Source organism: Streptomyces hydrogenans (assembly GCF_014656075.1).
Classification (GTDB): domain Bacteria; phylum Actinomycetota; class Actinomycetes; order Streptomycetales; family Streptomycetaceae; genus Streptomyces; species Streptomyces hydrogenans.
On the sequence record NZ_BNBS01000001.1, the window covers coordinates 201,433 to 224,285 of the forward strand.

23 protein-coding genes are annotated in these 22,853 nt (G+C 74.2%); 11 read left to right on the forward strand and 12 right to left on the reverse strand.

Annotated features, from left to right (window positions below; all coding sequences use genetic code 11):
• Positions 1-6: 6 nt before the first annotated feature.
• Both IE321_RS00890 and IE321_RS00895 read right to left on the reverse strand, forming a co-directional pair.
• A complete protein-coding gene (locus IE321_RS00890) occupies positions 7-918 on the reverse strand; it encodes an SDR family oxidoreductase (protein WP_190221333.1) in 912 nt (303 codons plus the stop codon).
• Between the two features lie 16 nt (positions 919-934).
• On the reverse strand, positions 935-1,714 hold the full coding sequence (locus IE321_RS00895) for an SDR family oxidoreductase (protein ID WP_043222416.1): 780 nt from the start codon (positions 1,712-1,714) through the stop codon (positions 935-937).
• A 78-nt stretch (positions 1,715-1,792) separates the two neighbouring features.
• Between IE321_RS00895 and IE321_RS00900 the strand changes: the two genes are divergently transcribed.
• The 5 genes from IE321_RS00900 (at position 1,793) to IE321_RS00920 (ending at position 5,907) form a co-directional block, all read left to right on the forward strand.
• A complete protein-coding gene (locus IE321_RS00900) occupies positions 1,793-2,548 on the forward strand; it encodes an enoyl-CoA hydratase family protein (protein ID WP_190221334.1) in 756 nt (251 codons plus the stop codon).
• A gap of 14 nt (positions 2,549-2,562) precedes the next feature.
• A complete protein-coding gene (locus IE321_RS00905) occupies positions 2,563-3,411 on the forward strand; it encodes a CoA transferase subunit A (protein WP_190221423.1) in 849 nt (282 codons plus the stop codon).
• A complete protein-coding gene (locus IE321_RS00910) occupies positions 3,408-4,190 on the forward strand; it encodes a CoA-transferase subunit beta (protein ID WP_043222419.1) in 783 nt (260 codons plus the stop codon). Before IE321_RS00905 ends, IE321_RS00910 begins: the two co-directional genes overlap by 4 nt.
• Positions 4,187-5,251, forward strand: coding sequence for an NAD(P)H-dependent flavin oxidoreductase (locus IE321_RS00915; protein WP_190221335.1), 1,065 nt, complete (start codon positions 4,187-4,189; stop codon positions 5,249-5,251). The genes IE321_RS00910 and IE321_RS00915 overlap by 4 nt, the downstream gene beginning before the upstream one ends.
• A gap of 101 nt (positions 5,252-5,352) precedes the next feature.
• The gene (locus IE321_RS00920) at positions 5,353-5,907 is read left to right on the forward strand and encodes a VOC family protein (protein ID WP_043222422.1); all 555 of its coding nucleotides are present in this window, start codon (positions 5,353-5,355) and stop codon (positions 5,905-5,907) included.
• 124 nt (positions 5,908-6,031) lie between these two features.
• On the opposite strand, the gene IE321_RS00925 is transcribed toward IE321_RS00920, so the two are convergent.
• From IE321_RS00925 to IE321_RS00940, 4 genes are read right to left on the reverse strand one after another with little or no spacing between them, the layout of a single operon-like run.
• Positions 6,032-7,189 carry an acetyl-CoA C-acetyltransferase gene (locus IE321_RS00925; protein ID WP_043222425.1) on the reverse strand — a complete coding sequence of 386 codons (1,158 nt, stop codon included), beginning with the start codon at positions 7,187-7,189 and terminating at the stop codon, positions 6,032-6,034.
• A gap of 9 nt (positions 7,190-7,198) precedes the next feature.
• Positions 7,199-7,813 (reverse strand): TetR/AcrR family transcriptional regulator, encoded by a 615-nt coding sequence (locus IE321_RS00930; protein WP_190221336.1) that lies wholly within the window; start codon positions 7,811-7,813, stop codon positions 7,199-7,201.
• Entirely contained in the window at positions 7,810-8,598 is a 789-nt protein-coding gene (locus IE321_RS00935) for an SDR family oxidoreductase (protein WP_043222431.1), read from the reverse strand. Before IE321_RS00935 ends, IE321_RS00930 begins: the two co-directional genes overlap by 4 nt.
• Complete coding sequence (locus IE321_RS00940; protein WP_043222435.1) at positions 8,595-9,761, reverse strand: acyl-CoA dehydrogenase family protein; 1,167 nt, start codon at positions 9,759-9,761, stop codon at positions 8,595-8,597. The genes IE321_RS00935 and IE321_RS00940 overlap by 4 nt, the downstream gene beginning before the upstream one ends.
• Before the next feature lie 45 nt (positions 9,762-9,806).
• Here IE321_RS00940 and IE321_RS00945 point away from each other — a divergent pair, with 45 nt between their 5' ends.
• From IE321_RS00945 to IE321_RS00965, 5 genes are read left to right on the forward strand one after another with little or no spacing between them, the layout of a single operon-like run.
• Complete coding sequence (locus tag IE321_RS00945) at positions 9,807-10,661, forward strand: enoyl-CoA hydratase (protein ID WP_043222436.1); 855 nt, start codon at positions 9,807-9,809, stop codon at positions 10,659-10,661.
• Entirely contained in the window at positions 10,661-11,830 is a 1,170-nt protein-coding gene (locus tag IE321_RS00950; protein WP_190221337.1) for an acyl-CoA dehydrogenase family protein, read from the forward strand. The genes IE321_RS00945 and IE321_RS00950 overlap by 1 nt, the downstream gene beginning before the upstream one ends.
• The gene (locus IE321_RS00955; protein WP_190221338.1) at positions 11,830-12,816 is read left to right on the forward strand and encodes an acyl-CoA dehydrogenase family protein; all 987 of its coding nucleotides are present in this window, start codon (positions 11,830-11,832) and stop codon (positions 12,814-12,816) included. The genes IE321_RS00950 and IE321_RS00955 overlap by 1 nt, the downstream gene beginning before the upstream one ends.
• A 28-nt stretch (positions 12,817-12,844) precedes the next feature.
• Positions 12,845-13,174: a hypothetical protein gene (locus IE321_RS00960; RefSeq protein WP_190221339.1), complete on the forward strand. Its 330-nt coding sequence runs from the start codon at positions 12,845-12,847 to the stop codon at positions 13,172-13,174.
• Positions 13,171-14,277 (forward strand): acyl-CoA dehydrogenase family protein, encoded by a 1,107-nt coding sequence (locus IE321_RS00965; RefSeq protein ID WP_043222445.1) that lies wholly within the window; start codon positions 13,171-13,173, stop codon positions 14,275-14,277. Before IE321_RS00960 ends, IE321_RS00965 begins: the two co-directional genes overlap by 4 nt.
• Here IE321_RS00965 and IE321_RS00970 read toward each other — a convergent pair.
• The 6 genes from IE321_RS00970 to IE321_RS00995 all read right to left on the reverse strand — a co-directional run bounded on the left by IE321_RS00970 (position 14,267) and on the right by IE321_RS00995 (position 20,175).
• Positions 14,267-14,923 (reverse strand): DUF7691 family protein, encoded by a 657-nt coding sequence (locus IE321_RS00970; RefSeq protein ID WP_043222529.1) that lies wholly within the window; start codon positions 14,921-14,923, stop codon positions 14,267-14,269. The genes IE321_RS00965 and IE321_RS00970 overlap by 11 nt on opposite strands.
• 83 nt (positions 14,924-15,006) lie before the next feature.
• Entirely contained in the window at positions 15,007-16,005 is a 999-nt protein-coding gene (gene gap, locus IE321_RS00975; RefSeq protein ID WP_043222447.1) for a type I glyceraldehyde-3-phosphate dehydrogenase, read from the reverse strand.
• Positions 16,006-16,130: 125 nt separating this feature from the next.
• A complete protein-coding gene (locus IE321_RS00980; RefSeq protein ID WP_043222450.1) occupies positions 16,131-17,087 on the reverse strand; it encodes a GlxA family transcriptional regulator in 957 nt (318 codons plus the stop codon).
• Between the two features lie 41 nt (positions 17,088-17,128).
• Complete coding sequence (locus IE321_RS00985; RefSeq protein WP_190221340.1) at positions 17,129-18,169, reverse strand: NAD(P)-dependent alcohol dehydrogenase; 1,041 nt, start codon at positions 18,167-18,169, stop codon at positions 17,129-17,131.
• A gap of 144 nt (positions 18,170-18,313) precedes the next feature.
• Positions 18,314-19,414 carry a C45 family autoproteolytic acyltransferase/hydrolase gene (locus tag IE321_RS00990; protein WP_190221341.1) on the reverse strand — a complete coding sequence of 367 codons (1,101 nt, stop codon included), beginning with the start codon at positions 19,412-19,414 and terminating at the stop codon, positions 18,314-18,316.
• A gap of 347 nt (positions 19,415-19,761) precedes the next feature.
• Complete coding sequence (locus IE321_RS00995) at positions 19,762-20,175, reverse strand: Fur family transcriptional regulator (protein ID WP_190221342.1); 414 nt, start codon at positions 20,173-20,175, stop codon at positions 19,762-19,764.
• Between the two features lie 266 nt (positions 20,176-20,441).
• Between IE321_RS00995 and katG the strand changes: the two genes are divergently transcribed.
• Positions 20,442-22,661, forward strand: coding sequence for a catalase/peroxidase HPI (gene katG, locus IE321_RS01000; RefSeq protein WP_190221343.1), 2,220 nt, complete (start codon positions 20,442-20,444; stop codon positions 22,659-22,661).
• Positions 22,662-22,853: the final 192 nt, after the last annotated feature.

The window sequence follows — 22,853 nt, forward strand, 5'->3', positions numbered from 1 at the left end:
GGCCCGTCAGTGGGCGCCGTAGACCGGGTGGGGGGGTTCCGCGGCGGCGAGGAGGTCCAGGGCCGCGTCACCCGCCTCCGCGGGGGTCCAGCGGGCGGACTTGTCGGCCGTGGGCCCGGGCCGCCAGCCCTCCATGACGGTGATCCGGCCCCCCTCCGTCTCGAAGACCCGACCGGTCACCCCCGCCGCCGCGTCGGACCCGAGCCAGACGACGAGCGGCGAGACGTTCTCCGGCGCCATCGCGTCGAAGCCGGGGCCGTCGGGCGCGGCCATGGTGTCGGCGAAGGTCCGCTCGGTCATCCGGGTCCGCGCGGCGGGCGCGATCGCGTTGACCTGGACCCCGTAGCGTCCCATCTCGGCCGCCGCGACGAGCGTGAGGCCGACGATCCCGGCCTTCGCCGCCGCGTAGTTGCCCTGGCCGACGCTGCCGAGCAGCCCCGCGCCCGAGCTGGTGTTGATCACCCGGGCGCGGCGGCCGCGCCCGGCCTTGGACTCGGCGCGCCAGTACGCGGCCGCGTGCCGCAGCGGCAGGAAGTGGCCCTTGAGGTGGACGCGCATGACGGCGTCCCAGTCGTCCTCGTCGAGGTTGACGAGCATCCGGTCGCGGAGGAAGCCCGCGTTGTTGACGAGGGTGTCGAGGCGGCCGAAGCCGTCGACGGCGGCGGCGACCAGGGAGGCGGCCCCCTCGGTGGTGGCGATGTCGCCGCCGTGGGCGATCGCCTCTCCGCCCGCCGCGGTGATCTCGTCGACGACGTCCTGGGCGGGGCTCGCGCCCCCGCCGGTGCCGTCGAGGCCGACGCCGAGGTCGTTGACGACGACCCTGGCCCCTTCCGCGGCGAAGGCGAGCGCGTGGGCGCGGCCGAGTCCGCGGCCCGCTCCGGTGACGACGACGACGCGTTCCGCGCAGAGTCCGGTCATGTGGGGGTCCTGCCTTTCAGGGCTGGTTGACGGTGGCGGCGTCGAGGAACGCGGGGCGCTCCCCTCCGCCGTGGACGTGGAGGGACGCGCCGCTGACGTAGGCGGCGCGGTCGGAGGCGAGGAAGACGCAGGCGTCGCCGATGTCGGCGGGGGCGGCGAGCCGGCCGAGCGGCACGGTGCGGCCGACGGCGGCGATGCCGTCCTCGTCCCCGTAGTGCAGGTGGGACAGTTCGGTGCGGACCATGCCGAGGACGAGGGTGTTGACCCGGACCAGCGGGGCCCATTCCACGGCCATGGAGCGGGCCAGGTTCTCCAGGCCGGCCTTGGCGGCGCCGTACGCGGCGGAGCCCGGTGAGGGGCGGGTGCCGCTGACGCTGCCGACCATGACGATCGAGCCGCCGCCGTCCTGCCGGCTCATCACCCGGTGGGCGGCGAGGGAGGCGGTCAGGGGGGCGACGAGGTTCAGGGCGACGACCCGGGCGTGCTGGTCGGCGTCGCCGTCGGCGAGGGTGCGGTAGGGGGTGCCGCCCGCGTTGTTGACGAGGGTGTCGAGGCGCCCGTGGTCGTCGCGCACCCGCTCGAAGAAGGCCTCCACGGCGGCCGGGTCGCGCAGGTCGACGGGGAGGAAGCGGGCGGTGCGGCCCGCCGCCGTGACGGGTGCTTCGGGGGCCCGCCGGGCGCAGGTCACGACCTCCGCCCCGGCTTCGAGCAGCGCCCGGGTGATGCCGGCGCCGACGCCCCGGGTGCCGCCGGTGACGACGGCGACGGAGCCGGACAGATCGATGGTCACTGCCAAGGGACACCTCCCGCAGCGGGCGAACCGCTGCTATCTTCCACCTAACAAACGTTTGGTGGAAAGGTAGCTGATCTGCTCATGGGTGTCTCCACCTCCGCACCGGACGACGGCGTCGCCGTCGTCACCGTCGACTTCCCTCCGGTCAACGCCCTCCCCGTCCGGGGCTGGTACGACCTCGCCGCCGCCGTCCGGACCGCGGGCGCCGACCCGAAGACGCGCTGCGTGGTGCTCACCGCCGAAGGCCGCGGCTTCAACGCCGGCGTCGACATCAAGGAGCTCCAGCGCGCGACCGGCCCCGAGGCAATCCTCGGCGCCAACCACGGCTGCGCCGAGGCGTTCGCCGCCGTCTACGAGTGCGAGGTGCCGGTGGTCGCGGCCGTACACGGCTTCTGCCTCGGCGGCGGCATCGGCCTGGTCGGCAACGCCGACGCGATCGTCGCCTCCGATGACGCGACCTTCGGCCTGCCCGAGCTGGACCGGGGCGCCCTCGGCGCCGCCACCCACCTCGCCCGGCTGGTCCCCCAGCACCTCATGCGGACCCTCTACTACACCTCCCGCACGGTCACCGCCGAGGAGCTGCACCGGCACGGCTCGGTGTGGCGGGTCGTCCCGCGCGCCGGGCTGCGCGCGGCGGCCCTGGAGCTGGCCCGGGAGATCGCCGCCAAGGACGGGCGGCTCGTCCGCCTCGCCAAGGCGGCCATCAACGGCATCGACCCGGTGGACGTCCGGCGCAGCTACCGCTTCGAGCAGGGCTTCACCTTCGAGGCCAACCTCAGCGGTGTCGCCGACGAGGTCCGCGACACCTTCGGCACGGACAGGGAGGAGCAGTCGTGAGCAAGGACAAGACGATGACCGCCGAGGAGGTCGTGGGCCGGCTCCGCAGCGGGATGACCCTCGGCATCGGCGGCTGGGGCTCCCGGCGCAAGCCGATGGCGCTGGTCCGCGCGCTGCTGCGGTCGGACCTCACGGACCTGACCGTGGTCTCGTACGGAGGGCCGGACGTCGGGCTGCTCGCCGCCGCGGGGAAGATCCGCAAGCTGGTCACGGCCTTCGCCACGCTCGACTCCGTCCCGCTGGAGCCGCACTTCGTCGCGGCCCGCCAGCGCGGCGCGTTCGAACTGGTGGAGCTGGACGAGGCGATGATGATGTGGGGCCTGACGGCCGCCGTGCACCGGCTGCCCTTCATGCCGATCCGGGCCGGGATCGCCTCCGACGTCATGACCGTCAACCCCTCGCTGCGGACCATCACCTCGCCGTACGCGGACCGTGAGGAGCTCGTCGCCGTCCCCGCGCTGCGCCTGGACGCGGCCCTGGTCCACCTCAACCGCGCCGACGCGCACGGCAACGGCCAGTACCTGGGCCCCGACCCGTACTTCGACGACCTGTTCTGCGAGGCCGCCGACACGGCGTACGTCTCCTGCGAGCGGATCGTGGAGACCTCCGACCTGCTCAAGGACGCGGGTCCGCAGACGCTGCTGCTCAAGCGGGCCTTCGTCGACGGGGTCGTCGAGACCCCGAACGGCGCGCACTTCACCTCCTGCGCCCCCGACCACGACCGGGACGAGGCCTTCCAGCGCCACTACGTCGCGGCCGCCCGGGACCCCGGGGCGTGGCGGGAGTTCACCGCGCGGTTCCTGTCCGGCGACGAGGACGCGTACCAGGCCGCGGTGGCGGCGTTCCACGAGGAGGAAGCATGAGCGGCACCGACACGCCCACCACCGCCCCGGCGGTCACCCGGGCCGAGTACTGCGTGCTGGCCTGCGCCGAGGCGTGGCGCGACGCGGGCGAGGTGCTGGCCAGCCCGATGGGCACGGTGCCGATGATCGGCGCCCGGCTGGCCCGGCTCACCTTCGCCCCCGACCTGCTGCTCACCGACGGCGAGGCGCTGCTCATGGGCGACGTGCCGGCCGTCGGCGCGCCGCCCGGCGTGGTGGAGGGCTGGCTGCCGTACCGGCAGCACCTGGCCCTGGTCGCCACCGGCCGGCGGCACGTGATGATGGGCGCCAGCCAGCTCGACCGGCACGGCAACCAGAACATCAGCTGCATCGGCGACTGGCGGCGACCCACCCGCCAGCTCCTCGGCGTCCGCGGCGCACCCGTCAACACCCTCAACAACCCGACGAGTTACTGGGTCCCCCGGCACTCGCCGCGGGTCTTCGTCGAGCGCGTCGACATGGTCTGCGGGGTCGGCCACGACCGCGCGGCGGCCGCCGGGCCCTCCGCCACCCGCTACCACCGCCTGCCGGGCGTCATCACGGACCTGGGCGTCTTCGACTTCGAGACCCCGGACCGCGTGATGCGGCTGCGCTCACTGCACCCCGGGGTGACCGTCGAACAGGTGCGGGAGGCGACCGGCTTCCCGCTCGCCGTGCCCGAGGAGGTGCCGTACACCCGGGACCCCACGGCGGAGGAACTCCGGCTGATCCGCGAGGAGATCGACCCCCGGGGGCTGCGGGACCGCGAGGTCCGGGCATGAGCGACGCCACCCTCGCCACCCCCCTCACCGCCCTGACCGGGGTGCGGCACCCGATCGTGCAGACGGGCATGGGGTGGGTCGCCGGCCCGAGGCTGGTGTCGGCCGCCGCGAACGCGGGCGCGCTCGGCGTCCTGGCCTCGGCCACCATGGGCGTCGAGCAGCTCCGGTCCGCCGTGCGCGAGGTCAAGTCCCGTACGGACGCGCCGTTCGGCGTGAACCTGCGGGCGGACGCCGGTGACGCGGGCGAGCGGGTCCGGATCATCATCGACGAGGGGGTGAGGGTCGCCTCCTTCGCGCTCGCGCCGTCGCGGGAGCTGATCGCCCGGCTCAAGGACGCCGGGGTCGTCGTCATCCCCTCGATCGGCGCCCGCCGGCACGCGGAGAAGGTCGCCGCGTGGGGCGCCGACGCGGTCGTGGTGCAGGGCGGGGAGGGCGGCGGTCACACCGGGAGCGTCGCGACCACCGTCCTGCTCCCCCAGGTGGTGGACGCCGTCGACATCCCGGTGATCGCCGCCGGCGGCTTCCACGACGGCCGGGGGCTGGTCGCCGCGCTGGCGTACGGCGCGGCCGGGATCGCCATGGGCACCCGCTTCCTGCTCACCTCCGACTCGACCGTGCCCGACGCGGTCAAGGCCCGCTATCTGGCCGCGGCGGTCGCCGACGTCACCGTCACCACGAAGGTGGACGGGCTGCCCCACCGGATGCTCCGCACCGAGCTGGTCGACGCGCTGGAGCGCTCCGGGCGGACCGCGTCGCTGCTGCGGGCCGTCCGGCACGCGGCCGCCTTCCGGCGGGAGTCCGGCATGAGCTGGCCCCAGATGGTCCGGGACGGCCTCGCGATGAAGCACGGCAAGGAGCTGACCTGGAGCCAGATCCTGCTCGCCGCCAACACGCCGATGATGCTCAAGGCGTCGATGGTGGACGGCAGGACCGACCTCGGGGTCATGGCCTCCGGCCAGGTCGCGGGACTGATCGACGACCTGCCGTCCTGCGCGGAGCTCGTCGACCGCGTGATGGCCGAGGCGGCGGCCGCGCTCCGCGCGCTGCCCCGCGCCGACTGAACGGAAACCGCACGCACGACGTCCGCCGGGGTGGGGCCACCCCGGCGGACGTATCGTGCTCCTGCCCCCCCCTGACACGAACCAGCGAACGGACCACCCGCATGCCCATCCAGCGGCTGAACCACGCCGTCCTCTTCGTCTCCGACCTGGAGCGCAGCCTCGCCTTCTACCGCGACGTCCTCGGCTTCAGGCCGTTGCCGCAGGCGTTCCCGGGCGCGGCCTTCCTCCAGGCGGCGGGCTCCGCCAACGACCACGACCTCGGCCTCTTCCAGTCCCCCCAGCCCGGGCCCGGGGCCGGCCGCGGCCGGGTCGGCCTCTATCACCTGGCCTGGGAGGTGGACACCCTCGCCGAGCTGCGGTCCCTGCGGACGCGCCTGACGGAGGCGGGGGCGCTCACCGGGGCGAGCAACCACGCCTCCACCAAGGCGCTCTACGCCCGCGACCCCGACGGCATCGAGTTCGAGGTCTGCTGGCTGGTCCCCGACCACGCCGTGGTCGCGGAACTCTCCGCCATGACCTCCCCCACCCTCCCCCTCGACATCGAGGCCGAGATCGCGGCCTACGGCGCGGAGACCCCCGGCGGCCCCCGCACCGATCACACCGTCTGGCAGCGGCTCTTCGGAACGGACCCGGCGGGCCCTACAGCCGCTCGATGATCGTCACGTCCGCCTGCCCGCCGCCCTCGCACATCGCCCCCTCCCCCACGGCCCCCTCGCACCGCTCGGCCCCAGGGGGCCGCACGGGCTTCGGAGGCCTGCGCCGGCCTCCGGCCGGACGGCGTCACAGCCGCTCGATGATCGTCACGTTCGCCTGCCCGCCGCCCTCGCACATCGTCTGGAGGCCGTAGCGGCCTCCGGTGCGCTCCAGTTCGTGGAGGAGGGTGACGGCGAGCTTGGTGCCGGTGGCGCCGAGGGGGTGGCCGAGGGCGATGGCGCCGCCGTTGACGTTGACCTTCTCCGGGTCGGCGCCGGTCTCCTTCAGCCAGGCGAGGACGACCGGGGCGAAGGCCTCGTTGATTTCGACGAGGTCGATGTCGTCGAGGGTCATGCCGGCCTTCTTCAGCGCGTACGCGGTCGCCGGGATGGGCGCGGAGAGCATCCGGATCGGGTCCTCGCCGCGCACCGAGAGGTGGTGGATCCGGGCGCGCGGGGTGAGCCCGTGCTCGCGCACGGCGCGCTCGCTCGCCAGGAGCATCGCGGAGGCGCCGTCGGAGACCTGGGAGGAGACGGCGGCGGTGATCCGGCCGCCCTCCACCACCGGGTTGAGGCCGGCCATCTTCTCCAGGGAGGTGTCCCGGCGCGGGCCCTCGTCGGTGGTCACGTCGCCGTAGGGGACGATCTCGCGCGCGAAGCGGCCCTCGTCGATGGCGCGGATCGCCCGCTGGTGCGAGCGGAGCGCGAACTCCTCCATGTCCCGGCGGGTGATGCCCCACTTCTCCGCGATGAGCTCGGCGCCGTGGAACTGGTTGACCGGCTGGTCGCCGTAGCGCGCCCGCCAGCCCGCGGAGCCGGCGTACGGGCCCTCGGTGAGGCCGAGCGGGGCGGCGGCCTGGCGGCTGGCGAAGGCGATGGGCACCATCGACATGTTCTGCACGCCGCCGGCGACGACGAAGTCCTGGGTGCCGGACATGACGCCCTGGGCGGCGAAGTGCAGGGCCTGCTGGGAGGAACCGCACTGCCGGTCCACGGTCACGCCCGGCACCTCCTCGGGGAGTCCGGCGGCGAGCCAGCAGGTGCGGGCGATGTCGCCGGCCTGGGGGCCGACGGTGTCGAGGCAGCCGAGGACGACGTCCTCCACGGCGGCCGGGTCGACGCCCGAACGTTCCATCAGGGCCTTGAGGGCGTGCGCGCCGAGGTCAGCGGGGTGCACGGCGGAGAGTCCGCCGTTGCGCCGCCCGACCGGGGTGCGGACCGCCTCGACGATGTAGGCCTCGGCCATGGTCACTCCTTAGTCGTGTGGGTCGTGTGTCCGGTGGCTGTCGCGGAGGGCGACCCCCTCCAGCACCATGGACAGGTACTGGCGGGCGATCTCCTCCGGGCTGTGCTGTCCGCCCGGCCGGTACCAGGACGCGGCGACCCAGACGGTGTCGCGCACGAAGCGGTAGGTGAGCCGGACGTCGAGGTCGGTGCGGAAGTCCCCGGAGGCCACGCCGGACTCCAGGGTCCTGAGCCAGGCCCGTTCGAACCCGCGCTGGGCGTCGGCGAGGTAGCCGAAGCGCGGCTGGTCCGTCAGGTGCCGGGACTCCTTCTGGTAGATGGCGACGGCGGCGCGGTGCCGGTCGATCTCCCGGAACGACGCGGTGACGAGGGCCGCCAGGCTCTCCCGGGGGCGGAGCCCCGCGGCGAGCACGGTGTCGTACCGCTCCCAGAGCTCGGTGAGGAAGGTCGAGAGGATCTCGTCGAGCATCGACTCCTTGGAGTCGAAGTGGTAGTAGAGGCTGCCGGCCAGCAGACCGGCGGCGTCCGCGATCTGGCGGACGGTGGTGGCGTCGTACCCCTGGGCGGCGAAGACCCGGGCCGCCGTGTCCAGGATCTGGCGGCGCCTCCCGGGCGCCGGTCTCACGGGTGCTGGCTGCTGACCGAGAGGACCTCGCCGGTGAGGTAGGACGCGTACCCGCTGGCGAGGAAGACGATCACGTTCGCCACCTCCCACGGCTCCGCGTACCGGCCGAAGGCCTCGCGGGAGGTGAGTTCCTCCAGGAGTTCGGGGGTGGTGACCTTCACCAGGTGGGGGTGCATGGCGAGGGACGGCGAGACGGCGTTGACGCGCACGCCGTACGCGGCGGCCTCCAGCGCGGCGCAGCGGGTGAGGGCCATGACGCCGGCCTTGGCGGCGGCGTAGTGGGCCTGGCCCTTCTGGGCGCGCCAGCCGACCACGGAGGCGTTGTTGACGAGGACGCCTCCGGCGCCGGCGGCCTTCATGCGGCGCAGGGCGGCGCGGGTGCAGCGGAAGGTGCCGTTGAGGGTGACGTCGAGGACCTTGTCCCATTGTTCGTCGGTCATGTCGACGAGGTCGGCGGTGCCGCCGAGTCCGGCGTTGTTGACGACGATGTCGAGCCGTCCGTGCCGCTCCTCGGCGAGGTCGAGGAGGGCCGCGACCTGGGTCTCGTCGGTGACGTCGCAGGGCAGGGAGGCGACCCGGTCGGCGCCGAACTCGGCGGCCAGCGCGGCCTCGGACTCCTTGAGGCGGCGGGCGTGGGCGTCGGAGAGGACGACCCGGGCGCCCTCCTCCAGGAGCCGGCGGGCGGTGGCGCCGCCGATGCCGGCGCCCGCGGCGGCGGTGACGACGGCGGTCCGTCCGGCGAGCAGGCCGTGGCCGGGGACGTAGGGGGGTGGGGTGCCGGTCACGGGCGGGCCTCCTTGGGCAGGCCGAGGACGCGCTCGGCGATGATGTTGCGCTGGATCTCGTTGGACCCGGCGTAGAGGGTGTCGGCGCGGGAGAAGAGGAAGAGGCGCTGCCAGTCGGTGAGGTCGTAGGGCTCCCCGGCGGCGAGCATGCCGTCGGCGCCGCAGACGTCCATGGCGAGTTCGCCGAGTTCGCGGTGCCAGGTGGCCCAGAAGATCTTGTTGATGGAGGCTTCGGGTCCCGGGGCTCCCGCGGCGACGCCGCTGAGCATCCGCAGGGCGTTGAAGCGGATGGTCTCCAGGCCGGTCCAGGCTCGGGCGATGCGGTCGCGGACGAGGGGGTCGGCGGCGGCGCCGTTGCGACGGGCCAGCTCGATCACGGCCTCGAGTTCGCGCCGGAAGCCGACCTGCTGGCCGAGGGTGGAGACACCGCGTTCGAAGCCGAGGGTGGCCATGGCGACCTTCCAGCCGTCGCCGGGGGCCCCGACGAGGTGGCCGGCGTCGGTCCTGACCCCGTCGAAGAACACCTCGTTGAACTCGGAGGTGCCGGTGAGCTGGACGATGGGCCGGATCTCCACGCCGGGGGCGTCCAGCGGGACGAGGAGGTAGGAGAGGCCGTGGTGGCGGACGGAGCCGGGCTCGGTGCGCGCGACGACGAAGCACCAGTCGGCCTCGTGGGCGCCTGAGGTCCACACCTTCTGTCCGGTGACCACCCAGGCGTCGCCGTCGCGCTCGGCGCGGGTGCGGACGTTCGCGAGGTCGGAGCCGGCGTCGGGCTCGGAGTAGCCCTGGGACCACAGTTCGTCGACGGCGACGATCCGGGGCAGGAAGCGGGCCCGCTGCGCGGGGGTGCCGAAGGCGATGAGGGTGGGTCCGAGGAGCTGTTCGCCGATGTGGCCCACGCGTGCGGGGGCGTCGGCGAGGGCGTACTCCTCGTGGAAGGCGACCTGTTCCTCCAGGCTCGCGCCGCGGCCGCCGTACTCCTTCGGCCAGCCGACGCAGGTCCATCCGTGGGCGGCCATGTGCCGTTCCCAGGCGAGGCGTTCGGTGTGTGCCTCGTGTTCGCGTCCGGGGCCGCCGCGGCCTCGCAGGGAAGCGAACTCGCCGGTGAGGTGGGCCCGCAGCCAGCCGCGGACCTCCCTGCGGAACTCCTCGACGTTGCTCATGGCGGTACGTTAACCTACCAAACACTTGTTAGGGAAGGAGGGCGGATGTCCGCTGCCCGCACCACGTCCGAGCCCGTCCGCTACGAACGGCGCGGCCCCGTCGCCGTCGTCACCATGGACCGGCCCGCGTACCGCAACGCCCAGAACTCCGCGATGACCTACGCCCTCGACCGCGCCTTCTACCGCGCGGCCGAGGACGGCGAGGTCAAGGTCGTCGTCCTCGCCGGGGCCGGCGACCACTTCTCCGCCGGCCACGACATCGGCACCCCCGAGCGCGACGCGCACCTGCCCTTCGAACGGCGGGCCGGCCTCTGGTGGGACCACTCGGACAAGGAGGGCGCGGAGAGCCGCTTCGCCCGCGAGTCCGAGGTCTACCTGGGCATGTGCCGCCGCTGGCGCGAACTGCCCAAGCCGGTCGTCGCGTCGGTGCAGGGCGCCTGCGTCGCCGGCGGCCTGATGCTCGCCTGGATCTGCGACCTCATCGTCGCCTCCGAGGACGCCTTCTTCGCCGACCCGGTGGTCCGCATGGGTATCCCCGGCGTCGAGTACTTCGCCCACCCCTGGGTGATGCCGCCCCGGATCGCCAAGGAGTTCCTCTACACCGGCGACCGGATGAGCGCCCGCCGCGCCCACGAGGTCGGCATGGTCAACCGCGTCGTCCCCCGCGCCGAGCTCGAGGCCCGGACGCTCGAACTGGCCCACCGGATCGCCGAGATGCCCCGGATGGGCCTCGCCCTCACCAAGCGCGCCGTCAACCAGGCCGAGGACCTCCAGGGCCTGCACACCGGGATGGACTCGGTCTTCGGACTGCACCACCTCGCGCACGCGCACAACGCCGAGACCGCGCGGGACGCGCTCGGCGGCATGGACATCCACGCGATGAAGGCGGCGGGAGCCTGATGGACCTCGACTTCTCACCGGCGGACGACGCCTTCCGGGCCGAGGCCCGCGCCTGGCTCGCCGACCGGGTGCCCCCCACCCCCCTACCCTCCCTGGAGACCGCCAAGGGGTTCGCCGCCCACCGCGCCTGGGAGGCCGAACTCGCCGCCGACCGCTGGTCGGTGGTCTCCTGGCCCGAGGAGTACGGCGGCCGGGGCTCCTCCGTGCTGCGCTGGCTGATCTTCGAGGAGGAGTACTACGCCGCCGGCGCGCCCGGCCGGGTCAGCCAGAACGGCATCAACCTCCTCGCCCCCACCCTCTTCGAGCACGGCACCGAGGAACAGCGCGCCCGGATCCTGCCCCCGATGGCCTCCGGCGAGGTCATCTGGGCCCAGGCGTGGTCCGAGCCCGAGTCCGGCTCCGACCTCGCGAGCCTGCGCTCCACCGCCGCGCGCACCGACGGCGGCTGGCTGCTCAGCGGCCAGAAGACCTGGTCCTCCCGGGCCGCCTTCGCCGACCGCGCCTTCGGCCTCTTCCGCAGCGACCCGGGCGCGGACCGGCCGCACCGGGGCCTGACCTACCTCATGTTCCCGCTCGACGCGGAGGGCGTGACCGTGCGGCCCGTCGGACGGCTCGACGGCAAGCCCGCCTTCGCGGAGCTCTTCCTCGACGAGGTGTTCGTCCCCGACGAGGACGTGATCGGCGCGCCCGGCGACGGCTGGCGGGTCGCCATGAGCACGGCCGGCAACGAACGCGGACTGACCCTGCGCAGCCCCGGCCGCTTCTCGGCCGCCGCCGAACGGCTCGCCGCGCTGTGGCGGGAGCGGGCCGACCCGTCCGACACCGCCGTCCGCGACCGCGTCGCCGACGCCGTCATCGGCGCCCGCGCCTACCGGCTCTTCACCTACGCCAACGCCTCCCGGCTCGCCGCCGGCGACTCCCTCGGCGCCGAGTCCAGCCTCAACAAGGTCTTCTGGTCCGAGCTGGACATCGCCCTGCACGAGACCGCCCTCGACCTCCTCGGACCGTACGGCGAACTCTCCGACGAGGCCGCCGAGGCGCCCGCGCACGGCGGCTGGGCCGAGGGCCACACGTTCTCCCTGGCCGGACCGATCTACGCCGGGACCAACGAGATCCAGCGCGACATCATCGCCGAGCGGCTGCTCGGCCTGCCGAAGGGACGCCGGTGATGCGGTTCCTGCTCGACGACGAACAGCGGGAGTTCGCCCGCACCCTGGACGCCCTGCTCTCGGCGTCCGACACCCCCCGCGCCGCACGGGCCTGGGCGGCCGGCGACCACGCCCCCGGGCTCGCGCTCTGGTCCCGGCTCGCGGAGGCCGGTGTCTTCGCGCTGGCCGTGCCGGAGGCGTACGAGGGACTGGGCCCGCTCCCGGTCGAACTGGCCGTCGCCTTCACCGAACTGGGGCGGCACGCCGTCCCCGGGCCGCTGGTCGAGACGGTCGCCGCGGCGGCCCTGCTGCACCGGCTCGGCGACGACGGCGCCGCCTCCGCCTGGCTCCCGCGCGTCGCCGCCGGCAAGGCGACCGTCTCTCTCGGCGTCCCCGCGCTCACCGGCCCCTACGCGCTGGACGCGGACGTGGCCGACGCCGTCCTGGTCGTCGAGGACGACACCCTGCGCCTCGCCGACTCCGCCGGCCCCGTCCAGCCCTCGGCCGACCCGGCGCGCCGGCTGGCCCGCCCGCTCGGCGGCATCGTCTTCGCCCGCGGCCCCGCGGTGGCCGCCGCGACCGCCTACGCCGCCGAGGTCGCGGCCCTCGCGACCGCCGCCCAGTCCCTCGGGCTCGGCCGGGCCCTGCTCGACCGGACGGTCGCCTACGTCGGGCAGCGCACCCAGTTCGGCGTCCCCGTCGGCTCCTTCCAGGCCGTGAAGCACCGTCTGGCCGACACCCTGATCGCCCTGGAGTTCGCCCGGCCCCTGCTGTACGCCGCCGCCCTGGCCCTGGCCGAGCACGGCACGGCGCCGCGCGAGATCGCCGCCGCCAAGGTCACCGCGGGCGAGGCCGCCCACGCCGCCGCCCGCACCGCCCTCCAGCTGCACGGCGCCGTCGGCTACACCGAGGAGCTGGACCTCTCCCTGTGGATCCGCAAGGCCCGCCCCCTGCGCGACGCCTGGGGCACCCCCGCCGTCTGCCGCGCCCGCGTCCTCGCCCCCTGACCCCCTCCCCACCGCACCCGGGAGCCCCATGTCCGCCGCACCGTCCCCGCTCGCCCCGGCGCCGCCCCCCGACCCGGCGCCGCTGCGCCGGGCGGCGCTTTCGAGCCTGCTCAGCACCGCCGTCGAGTCCGCCGACTTCCCGCTCTACGGCACGACGGCGGCCCTCGCCCTCGGCCCGCTGTCCTTCCCCGGCCACGCCCCCGTCACCGGCACCATCGCCGCCCCCGCCGTCGTCTGCGGCCCGGTGACCGCCCTGGCCGTCCGGCGGACGGCCGGGACCGGGGGCCGCGACCTCGCCGGGGAGGAACCCGCCCGGACCCACACCGCGCCCGTCGCGCAGAAGGGAGCAGAGGCATGAGGTTCACCGACGAACAGGAGGAACTGCGCGCCGCCGTGCGGCAGTCGCTCGGACGGCACGCCGGCGAGGCGGCCTGGCGGCCGCTCACCGAGCAGATCGGGGTGGCGGGGCTCGCCGTCCCCGAGGAGTACGGCGGCGCCGGCTGCGGCGCCGTGGAGGTGCACGTCGTGATGGAGGAGCTGGGACGCGAGCTGAGCCCCGTCCCGTACCTCGGCTCCGCCGTCCTGGCCGTGCAGACGCTGCTGGCCGCCGGCGCCGCCGAGGAGTGCGCCGCGCTGCTGCCCGGCCTGGTGTCGGGCGAGGCGACGGCGGCCCTCGCCTGGGCCGAGACCGGCACCTGGGACCCGGAGGCGATACGGGCGGGGGCCGTCGCCGGGCCGGACGGCGGCTGGCTGCTCACCGGGGTGAAGGAGCACGTCCTGGACGGGACGCGCGCCGCCACGCTGCTGGTCGCCGCGCGCACGGACGCCGGAGTGTCGCTGTTCGCGGTGGCCGGCGACGCGCCCGGGGTCGGCCGCGAGGAGACCGTGCCCATGGACGCCACCCGGGCGCAGGCGCGGGTGGTGCTCGCCGGGGCGCCGGGCCGCCTGCTCGGGGCGGACGGTGACGGCGGCCGGGTGCTGCGGCACGTCCTCGACCTGGCCTGTACGGCGCTGGCCGCGGAGCAGGTCGGCGCCGCCGCGCGCTGCCTCGAACTGACGGTGGCGTACGCCGGGGAGCGGGTGCAGTTCGGGCGCCCGATCGGCTCCTTCCAGGCGGTGAAGCACCGGCTCGCGGACGCCTACGTGCGGGTCGAGTCGGCCCGCTCCGCCGCGCTGGGTGCCGCCTTCGCCGCCGCGGACGGCGCCCGGGGACCGGAGCTGACCCGGCTGGCGGCCTCCGCCAAGTCCGTCTGCTCGGAGGCGTTCTCCGAGGTGGCGGGCGAGATGATCCAGCTGCACGGCGGGATCGGCATCACCTGGGAGCACGACGCCCACCGCTACTTCAAGCGGGCGCACGGCTCCGCGCGACTCTTCGGTCCGCCCCACTGGCACCGGTCCCGCCTGGCCACCGCCCTCGGCCTGCCGGACCCGGTCCCCGTCGGCGGCCGGCTCAGCCGTTGATGGAGAAGAAGATCGTGTCGTGCGTGTACCAGTCGTAGCCGCGCGCCTTGGTCGACTCCCACTCCTCGTGCTCGAACTCCAGCTTCTCGATGAGGAGGTCGAGGTCGTAGACGAAGTCGGGGTCGATCCTGTCGCGGACCGCCCGGTAGGCGTCGACGGCCTCCTTCGCCTTGGCGAGCGGCAGCATCCCGATGTCCGGGCCGTCGAGCGCGTACGGGATCGGGAAGGGGATCTCGTGCGGCGGGCCGGAGAAGAGGTAGTCGTGCGGCAGCAGGTCGGCGGGCACGCCGTGCTGCTTCAACTGCTCGCCGAGGAGGCCGAAGAAGGTGCTGGGCTTGGAGTAGACGCCCAGGTCCGAGGGGTCGGACCCGCAGTAGTCGATGACGTGCTGGAGCGCCCGGGCGTACGCCTTGCCCACGTACGTGCCCTCGGCGTCGGCGCGGCCCTCGATCAGGTGCTGGAGCGCCTCGGGGATCGACAGCCCCCAGTCGAGGTCCTGCCGGTCCAGGTCCCGCTGGCTGGCCTCGGCCCGCTCGCGCATCATGGCGAGCACCCGCCGCTGCTCGTCGGTGAGGCGGTCCGCCGCTCCGAGGTAGGCGACGGCCTCGGCGCGGTCGCCGGTGGTGTAGGAAATGATTCGGCTCATGATCGACATGCTGCCACGCGGCACTGACAACGCCCCCTCGGCCGGAGCCGAGGGGGCGTTGCGTGGGGGGCGGTGACGGAAGGTCAGCTCGCGGCGAGCATCTCCAGCGTGTCGATGACGCGGTTGGAGAAGCCCCACTCGTTGTCGTACCAGGCGACGACCTTGACGTGGCGGCCGTCGACGCGGGTCAGGGCGGCGTCGAAGATCGAGGAGTGCGGGTTGCCGGTGATGTCGGAGGAGACCAGCTCGTCCTCCGAGTACTCCAGGACGCCGGCCAGCTTGCCCTCGGCGGCCGTGCGGTAGGCGTCGAGGATCTGCTCGCGGGTGACCTCGCGGGCGACGGTCGTGTTGAGCTCGACGATCGAGCCGACCGGCACGGGCACGCGGATCGAGTCGCCGGCGAGCTTGCCGTCCAGCTGCGGCAGGACCAGGCCGATGGCCTTGGCGGCGCCGGTGCTGGTCGGGACGATGTTGACGGCGGCGTTGCGGGCGCGGCGGGCGTCGCGGTGCGGGCCGTCCTGGAGGTTCTGCTCCTGGGTGTAGGCGTGCACGGTCGTCATGAAGCCGTGCTCGATGCCGGCCAGCTCGTCGAGGACGGCGGCGAGCGGCGCGAGCGCGTTGGTGGTGCAGGAGGCGTTCGAGACGATCGTGTGCAGCTCGGCGTCGTACGTGTCGCTGTTCACGCCGTAGGCGAGGGTGACGTCGGCACCGTCGGAGGGGGCGCTGACCAGGACGCGCTTGGCACCGGCGTCGAGGTGGAGGCGGGCGTCCTTGGCGCTGGTGAAGCGGCCGGTGGCCTCCAGGACGATCTCGACGCCCAGCTCGGCCCAGGGGAGCTTGGCCGGCTCGCGCTCGGCGAGGACCTTGATGCGGTGGCCGTCCACGACGAGCGTGTCGCCGTCGACGGAGACCGGGCGGCCGAGGCGGCCGGAGGTGGAGTCGAAGGCGAGAAGACGGGCCAGCGCCTTCGGCTCGGTGAGGTCGTTGACGGCGACGACCTCCAGCGTGGTGTCGCGCTCCAGGAGGGCGCGGAGCACGTTGCGGCCGATGCGACCGAAACCGTTGATGGCGATGCGAGTCATGAGTGGTGTCCCTTCCGTTTTCTCGTCACCCAGCCTCGCTCGCCCGCGCCGCCGACGGCAGGGGCGAGATCGCCATGGTCCGCAAGGATCGTGCCAAGATCCTGGCCCGTCGCCGTCGGCGGCTCTCAGTCACCTCGGGTGAAGGTGCGCCGGTAGTCGCTCGGGGTGGTGCCGAGGATCCGCTGGAAGTGCATCCGCAGGTTGGCGCCGGTGCCCAGACCGGTCTCCGCGGCGATCTGCTCGACGCCGAGCTCGGAGCGTTCGAGCAGCTCGCGGGCCCGGTCGACGCGGGCGCGCAGGAGCCACTGCATGGGGGTGTAGCCGGTCTCCTCGACGAAGCGGCGGGAGAAGGTGCGGGGCGAGACCGCGGCGTGGCGGGCGAGGACGTCGAGGGTGAGGGGCTCGTCAAGGTGGTGCAGGACCCATTCGCGGGTGGCGGCGAAGCGTTCGCCGTGGGGTTCGGGGACGCTGCGGGGCACGTACTGCGCCTGGCCGCCGCTGCGGTAGGGCGCGGCGACCAGGCGCCGGGCGGCGTGGTTGGCGGCACCGACGCCGAGGTCGCCGCGGAGGATGTGGAGGCAGAGGTCGATGCCGGAGGCGGCGCCGGCGGAGGTGAGGACGCTGCCCTCGTCGACGAAGAGGACGTTCTCGTCGACCTGCACCAGGGGCCGTTTCTCGGCGAGGGCGCGCGCGTAGTGCCAGTGCGTGGTGGCCCGCCGGCCGTCGAGGAGGCCGGTGGCGGCGAGCGCGAAGGCGCCGGTGGAGATGGCGGCGAGCCGCGCCCCGCGCGCGTGGGCGGCGATCAGGGCCTCGACGACGGCCGGCGGCGGGTCCTCCCGGTCGGGGAAGCGGTAGCCGGGGACGAAGACGATGTCGGCCCAGGCGAGGGCGTCGAGGCCGTGGGCGACGTCGTACGACAGGCCGTCACCCCCGGCGACGAGGCCGGGGGTGGCACCGCAGACGCGCACCTCGTAGGGCATGCTCGCGCGGGTCGTGAAGACCTGGGCGGGGATGCCGACGTCGAGGGGTTTGGCCCCTTCGAGGACGAGGACGGCGACGCGGTACAGACGGGTGGGTGGCACGTGTCGAGCCTACGTGGCGCGGCGGCGCCGCCCCCCGGGGCTCAGCCGTTCGGGAGGATCACCGCGCGGCCGGCGATCCGGCCCGCGTGCAGCCGCTCGTACGCCTCGGGGGCCTCGTCCAGGCCGTAGGTCTCGACGTGCACGTCGACGGCGCCGGCGCGGGCCAGGTCGAGCACCTCGATGAGTTCGGCGCGGGTGCCCCAGTAGGGGGAGGCGACGCTCACCTCGTACGGGAGGGCGCCGAAGCCGACGGGGAGGGTGCCGCCGCCGAGGCCGACGATGGTGACGTCGCCCTCGACCGCGGCCATGGCTCCGGCGGAGGCGGTGGTGGGCGGGGCTCCGACGAAGTCGAGGACGACCTCGGCGCCGCGTCCGCCGGTGAGGTCGCGGACGGTGGCGGCGGCGGAGGCGTCGGACAGGGCGGTCTCGTGGGCGCCGACGGTCCGGGCGAGGGCGAGCTTCTCCTCGGTGACGTCGAGGGCGACGACCCGGGCGGCGGTCATGGCGCGCAGCAGCTGGATGGCGACGTGGCCGAGGCCGCCGGTGCCGATGACGACGGCGGTGGAGCCGGGCACGAGCTTCGGCAGCGAGCGCTTGATCGCGTGGTACGGGGTGAGGCCGGCGTCGGTCAGCGGCACCGTCCTGACCGGGTCGAGGCCGCCCAGCGGGACCAGGTGGCGGGCGCTGTCGACGAGCATGTACTCGGCGATGGCTCCCGGGGCGCCGAGCCCGGGCGGGCGGATGCCGAGGTCGGCGGCGCGCAGGCAGTAGTTCTCCTTGCCCTGGGCGCACGTGAAGCAGTTCCCGCAGCCCCAGGGGCCGTAGACGGCGACGGCGTCGCCCTCGGCGAGGCCGGTGACCCCGTCCCCGAGGGCCGCGACGGTGCCGACGCCCTCGTGGCCGAGGGTGAGGGGCAGCGGGAAGGGCAGTTGTTCGGCGGGCCAGCTCATGACGGCGATGTCGGAGTGACAGACGCCGGCGGCGGTGACCTTGAGGAGGACCTGCCCGGGGCCGGGCTCCGGGTCGGGAACGGTGACGACTTCGGGGGCGGCACCCACGGTGCGGTACTGCAGTGCCTTCATGGCGCATTCCTTTCCGGCGTCGCTGGGGCGCCTCGGCCGCGGGGCGGGCGGACACGCCTTCTCCAGGGTGCGGCCGGACCACCGCACGCGCGCGGTGGTCCCCGTCCGGCGGATATAGATGCAACCTACACCCACTAGGTCCGGTCAGGCGCGGAGCTCGTACCAGGGCCGGTCGGCGTGCTCGGCCGGGGTGCCGTCCAGGATCCGCGCGGTACGGGCGGCCGGGTCCAGGAGGACGGTGGCCAGGCTCGCCCAGCGGCGGCCGAGCGGGGCCTCGGGGTCGGGCACGCAGCTGACCGGCGGTTCGCCGGGGCCGGTCACGAGGAGCCGGAGCAGCTCGTCGTGGGTGGCGCCGGGCTCGCGGGCCAGCCGGTCGCGGAGGAAGGCGTACCGCTCGCCGGAGTCGGGCTGGTAGAGCCAGGACTTCTCGTGGCGGGCGGGCTCCGGGCTCAGGAAGTGGTTGGTGCGCAGATGGGTGGCGTCGGCGAGGGCCGGCACCTCGAAGACGCCCTCGGGGCTGAGGTCGAGCAGGACGGCCCGCCGCTCGTCGAAGAGCAGGAAGGAGCCGGAGGAGGCGAGCGGCGCGGAGCGGACCAGTTCGACGGCGTGGCCGACGTCGCCCGCCTCCTCCAGGACGAGGGCGGCGAGGACGTGCACCGGGAGGCCGCCGGCGCGGTCGTCCCGGTGGCCGAGGATGTTGAAGTGGAGGGCGATGCCGGCGCTGTTGACGCCGATCTTCGCGAGGATGCCGTGCTCGGTGAGGCCGACGTACCGGTGGGCACCGCCGGCCGCGTCGACGGCGTGCCAGGAGGAGCCGAGCTCGACGTGCCAGTCCCAGGTCTGGATGCCGAGGTGGGTGGTGCCGCCGCCGGGGGCGGGCACGCGCCGGACGACCGTGGAGCATTCGCCGGGCGGGACGGCACGGCTCCGGGCGAGGATCTCGGTACGGGCGTTGAGCGCGGCGACCCGCCAGGGCGCGACCCCGGCCCCCTCCGCGATCCCCTCGATCTGCTCGCGCAGGGCGGGCCGGAAGGCGTCGATCGCGTCCAGGGCCCGGTGGGCGTCGTCCCGGACGGTCCCCTCGGACACCTCCGCGAGGGCGAAGAGCCGGTCGTAGACGTCGAGGGCGGCGTGCAGTCCTTCGGCGAGCCGGACTCCCCTCAGTCGCCCCCGCTCGCGCGGGTCGGCGGCGTCGACGGTCACGTGGAGGCGGCGTGCGGGGCGGGGGAAGGCGGTGAGGGGCATGGGCGACGACTTCCTGGGGGGCGACGGGACCACTTTATTGGGCGTACGACCAATAAAACCTGCGACTCATCCAACAGCGGGGGCGCGCGACCGTCAAGCCCGCCCGGCCGCACCCTCGGACGGCGCGCCGGAAGTCCGGCGTGACAACGTTGTCCAACACTCGCGGCAGAGATGGGCGCGCCCCGGGCGGCAAGCGCCTTCGGGACGGGCCCCGCACGGTGGGCGTGCGCGTCGCGGCCGCGGCGACGGCGGGCGGGACGCGCACGCCCACCGCCACCGGGGCACCCTCGACCGGGGTACCGGCCGGGCGTGCGGCGCGGGGAAGGCCGCCACCGGCCCTGCCGGCCTCAGGTCGCGCAGGACGGGCAGCGGCCCCGGTAGGTAACGTCGACCTTGGAGACGGTGAAGCCGTAGCGCTCGGAGTCGGGCAGGACGGACAGCGGGTCGCCGGTGGGGCGCACGTCGCGGATGATGCCGCACTCCGTGCAGACCAGGTGCTGGTGCGGGTGGCGGGCGTTGGGGTCGTACCGCTTCGCGCGCCCGTCGGTGGAGAGCTCCACGACCTCGCCGAGGGTGACCAGTTCGCCCAGGGTGTTGTAGACGGTCGCCCGGGCGATCTCGGGAAGTCGCTCCACGGCACGGGCGTGCACCTCGTCGGCGGTGAGGTGCACGTGCTCGCCGTCGAGGACCTCCGCGACCACGCGCCGCTGCGACGTCATCCGCCAGCCTCGGGCGCGCAGCCGCTCCAGCAGGTCACTCATAGGGGCCCACCTGTTCCTTCTCGGCGAAGACCCGGGGGTTCGGAGGGTGGCGTCCCCCGGGCCCGGCGTCTCCACTTTGACGTTGTTCTTGACTTGGACTTAGTCCATTGTAGGATCAGTTTTGTTGATGGCCAAGGGACAGGAAGAGTCCGGCACGGCGGAGGACGAGGACGTGACGTACCGCTTCCGGGGAACACCCCGAGCGGTATCTCCTCGTCGGGTCTCCGTGTCCGCGACCTTCCCGCGCGTGTCCGGAAGGAATACCCATGTCTGAGAACCTCGATGCACCCGGTGGCGACGTGAAGGCCGAGGGCGCGGGCGGCTGCCCGGTCGCCCACGGGCGTGCCGCGCACCCCACCCAGAGCGGTGGCAACACGCAGTGGTGGCCGAACCGGCTCAACCTGCGGATCCTGGCCAAGAACCCGGCCGTGGGCAACCCGCTCGGCGCGGACTTCGACTACGCCGCGGCATTCAAGGCGCTCGACCTGGCCGCCGTGAAGCAGGACATCGCCGAGGTCCTCACGACCTCGCAGGACTGGTGGCCGGCCGACTTCGGGCACTACGGCCCCTTCATGATCCGCATGGCCTGGCACAGCGCGGGCACCTACCGCATCAGCGACGGCCGCGGCGGCGCCGGCGCCGGCCAGCAGCGCTTCGCCCCGCTCAACAGCTGGCCGGACAACGGCAACCTGGACAAGGCCCGCCGCCTGCTGTGGCCCGTGAAGAAGAAGTACGGCCAGTCCCTCTCCTGGGCCGACCTCATGATCCTCACCGGCAACGTGGCCCTGGAGTCCATGGGCTTCGAGACCTTCGGCTTCGCCGGCGGCCGCGCGGACGTGTGGGAGGCGGACGAGGACGTCTACTGGGGCCCCGAGACCACCTGGCTCGGCGACGAGCGCTACTCGGGCGATCGCGAGCTGGAGGAGCCCCTCGGCGCCGTCCAGATGGGCCTCATCTACGTCAACCCCGAGGGCCCCAACGGCAACCCGGACCCGGTCGCCGCCGCCCGCGACATCCGCGAGACCTTCCGCCGGATGGCGATGAACGACGAGGAGACCGTCGCCCTCATCGCCGGCGGCCACACCTTCGGCAAGGCGCACGGCGCCGGCCCCGCCGACAACGTCGGCGCGGACCCGGAGGCGGCCCCGATCGAGGCCCAGGGCTTCGGCTGGGCGAGCAGCTACCGCTCCGGCAAGGGCCCCGACGCCATCACCAGTGGTCTGGAGGTCACCTGGACCACCACGCCCGCCCAGTGGGGCCACGACTTCTTCAAGCACCTCTTCGAGTACGACTACGAGCTGTCGCAGAGCCCGGCGGGCGCGAACCAGTGGGTCGCCAAGGACGCCGAGGCGATCATCCCGGACGCGTACGACCCGGAGAAGAAGCACCTCCCGACCATGCTCACCACGGACCTGTCGCTCCGCTTCGACCCGGTCTACGAGCAGATCTCGCGCCGCTTCTACGAGCACCCCGAGCAGTTCGCCGACGCCTTCGCCCGCGCCTGGTACAAGCTGACCCACCGCGACCTGGGCCCGGTCGTCCGCTACCTCGGCTCCGAGGTGCCGTCGGAGGAGCTGCTCTGGCAGGACCCGCTGCCGGCCCGCACCCACGAGCCCGTGGACGCGGCGGACGTCGCCGCCCTCAAGGAGCAGATCCTCGCCTCGGACCTGACGGTCGCGCAGCTCGTCGGCGCCGCCTGGGCCTCGGCCTCCTCCTTCCGCGGCAGCGACAAGCGCGGCGGCGCCAACGGCGGCCGCATCCGCCTGGAGCCGCAGCGCGGCTGGGCCGTCAACAACCCCGACGACCTCGCCCAGGTCCTGCGCGTCCTGGAGGGCGTCCAGGAGTCGTTCAACGCCCGGGGCGGCAAGCAGGTCTCGATCGCCGACCTCGTGGTCCTCGCGGGCTCCGCGGCCGTCGAGAAGGCCGCCGCCGACGCCGGCCAGGCCGTCGAGGTGCCCTTCACCCCGGGCCGCGTGGACGCCTCCCAGGAGCAGACGGACGTCGAGTCCTTCGCCGCCCTGGAGCCGGTCGCGGACGGCTTCCGCAACTTCCTCGGCAAGGGCGTCCGCCTCCCCGCCGAGTACCTGCTGATCGACCGCGCCAACCTGCTCACGGTCAGCGCGCCCGAGCTGACGGTCCTCATCGGCGGCCTGCGCGTCCTGGGCGTCACCCAGCCGCAGACCTCCCTGGGTGTCCTCACCGCGACCCCCGGCACGCTGACGAACGACTTCTTCGTCAACCTGCTGGACCTGGGCACCACCTGGTCGGCCACCTCCGGCGACGCGAACACCTTCGAGGGCCGCGACGACGCGACCGGCGAGGTCAAGTGGACCGGCACCCGCGCCGACCTGGTCTTCGGCTCGAACTCGGAGCTCCGCGCCCTCGCCGAGGTCTACGCGAGCGACGACGCCAAGGAGAAGTTCGTGACGGACTTCGTCGCGGCCTGGACCAAGGTCATGGACCTGGACCGCTTCGACCTGCGCTGAGCCACCGCGACCCCGCGGGGCCGGCCCCCGAACACCCCGCCGGCCCCGCCACCCCGCGCCCCCGAGACCATCCCCCGGTCCCGGGGGCGCACCCCTGTCCGCACACCCGCCGCCCCTTCCGGCGCCGTCCACCCGGGCCCTTCCCTTCTCCCCCGGCACCACGGCACCTCCGGGCACCCGCCGTACGGCGCC

What these genes read in the sequence shown, in the direction of transcription:
- gap (WP_043222447.1), bottom strand. Translation starts at nt 16,005, where the DNA reads ATGACTCGCATCGCCATCAACGGTTTCGGTCGCATCGGCCGCAACGTG.
- IE321_RS00950 (WP_190221337.1), top strand. Translation starts at nt 10,661, where the DNA reads ATGGACCTCGACTTCTCACCGGCGGACGACGCCTTCCGGGCCGAGGCC.
- IE321_RS00900 (WP_190221334.1), top strand. Translation starts at nt 1,793, where the DNA reads ATGGGTGTCTCCACCTCCGCACCGGACGACGGCGTCGCCGTCGTCACC.
- IE321_RS00990 (WP_190221341.1), bottom strand. Translation starts at nt 19,414, where the DNA reads ATGCCCCTCACCGCCTTCCCCCGCCCCGCACGCCGCCTCCACGTGACC.
- IE321_RS00960 (WP_190221339.1), top strand. Translation starts at nt 12,845, where the DNA reads ATGTCCGCCGCACCGTCCCCGCTCGCCCCGGCGCCGCCCCCCGACCCG.
- IE321_RS00940 (WP_043222435.1), bottom strand. Translation starts at nt 9,761, where the DNA reads ATGAGCAACGTCGAGGAGTTCCGCAGGGAGGTCCGCGGCTGGCTGCGG.
- IE321_RS00925 (WP_043222425.1), bottom strand. Translation starts at nt 7,189, where the DNA reads ATGGCCGAGGCCTACATCGTCGAGGCGGTCCGCACCCCGGTCGGGCGG.
- IE321_RS00965 (WP_043222445.1), top strand. Translation starts at nt 13,171, where the DNA reads ATGAGGTTCACCGACGAACAGGAGGAACTGCGCGCCGCCGTGCGGCAG.
- IE321_RS00970 (WP_043222529.1), bottom strand. Translation starts at nt 14,923, where the DNA reads ATGAGCCGAATCATTTCCTACACCACCGGCGACCGCGCCGAGGCCGTC.
- IE321_RS00915 (WP_190221335.1), top strand. Translation starts at nt 4,187, where the DNA reads ATGAGCGACGCCACCCTCGCCACCCCCCTCACCGCCCTGACCGGGGTG.
- IE321_RS00905 (WP_190221423.1), top strand. Translation starts at nt 2,563, where the DNA reads ATGACCGCCGAGGAGGTCGTGGGCCGGCTCCGCAGCGGGATGACCCTC.
- IE321_RS00985 (WP_190221340.1), bottom strand. Translation starts at nt 18,169, where the DNA reads ATGAAGGCACTGCAGTACCGCACCGTGGGTGCCGCCCCCGAAGTCGTC.
- IE321_RS00945 (WP_043222436.1), top strand. Translation starts at nt 9,807, where the DNA reads ATGTCCGCTGCCCGCACCACGTCCGAGCCCGTCCGCTACGAACGGCGC.
- IE321_RS00910 (WP_043222419.1), top strand. Translation starts at nt 3,408, where the DNA reads ATGAGCGGCACCGACACGCCCACCACCGCCCCGGCGGTCACCCGGGCC.
- IE321_RS00920 (WP_043222422.1), top strand. Translation starts at nt 5,353, where the DNA reads ATGCCCATCCAGCGGCTGAACCACGCCGTCCTCTTCGTCTCCGACCTG.
- katG (WP_190221343.1), top strand. Translation starts at nt 20,442, where the DNA reads ATGTCTGAGAACCTCGATGCACCCGGTGGCGACGTGAAGGCCGAGGGC.
- IE321_RS00995 (WP_190221342.1), bottom strand. Translation starts at nt 20,175, where the DNA reads ATGAGTGACCTGCTGGAGCGGCTGCGCGCCCGAGGCTGGCGGATGACG.
- IE321_RS00955 (WP_190221338.1), top strand. Translation starts at nt 11,830, where the DNA reads ATGCGGTTCCTGCTCGACGACGAACAGCGGGAGTTCGCCCGCACCCTG.
- IE321_RS00890 (WP_190221333.1), bottom strand. Translation starts at nt 918, where the DNA reads ATGACCGGACTCTGCGCGGAACGCGTCGTCGTCGTCACCGGAGCGGGC.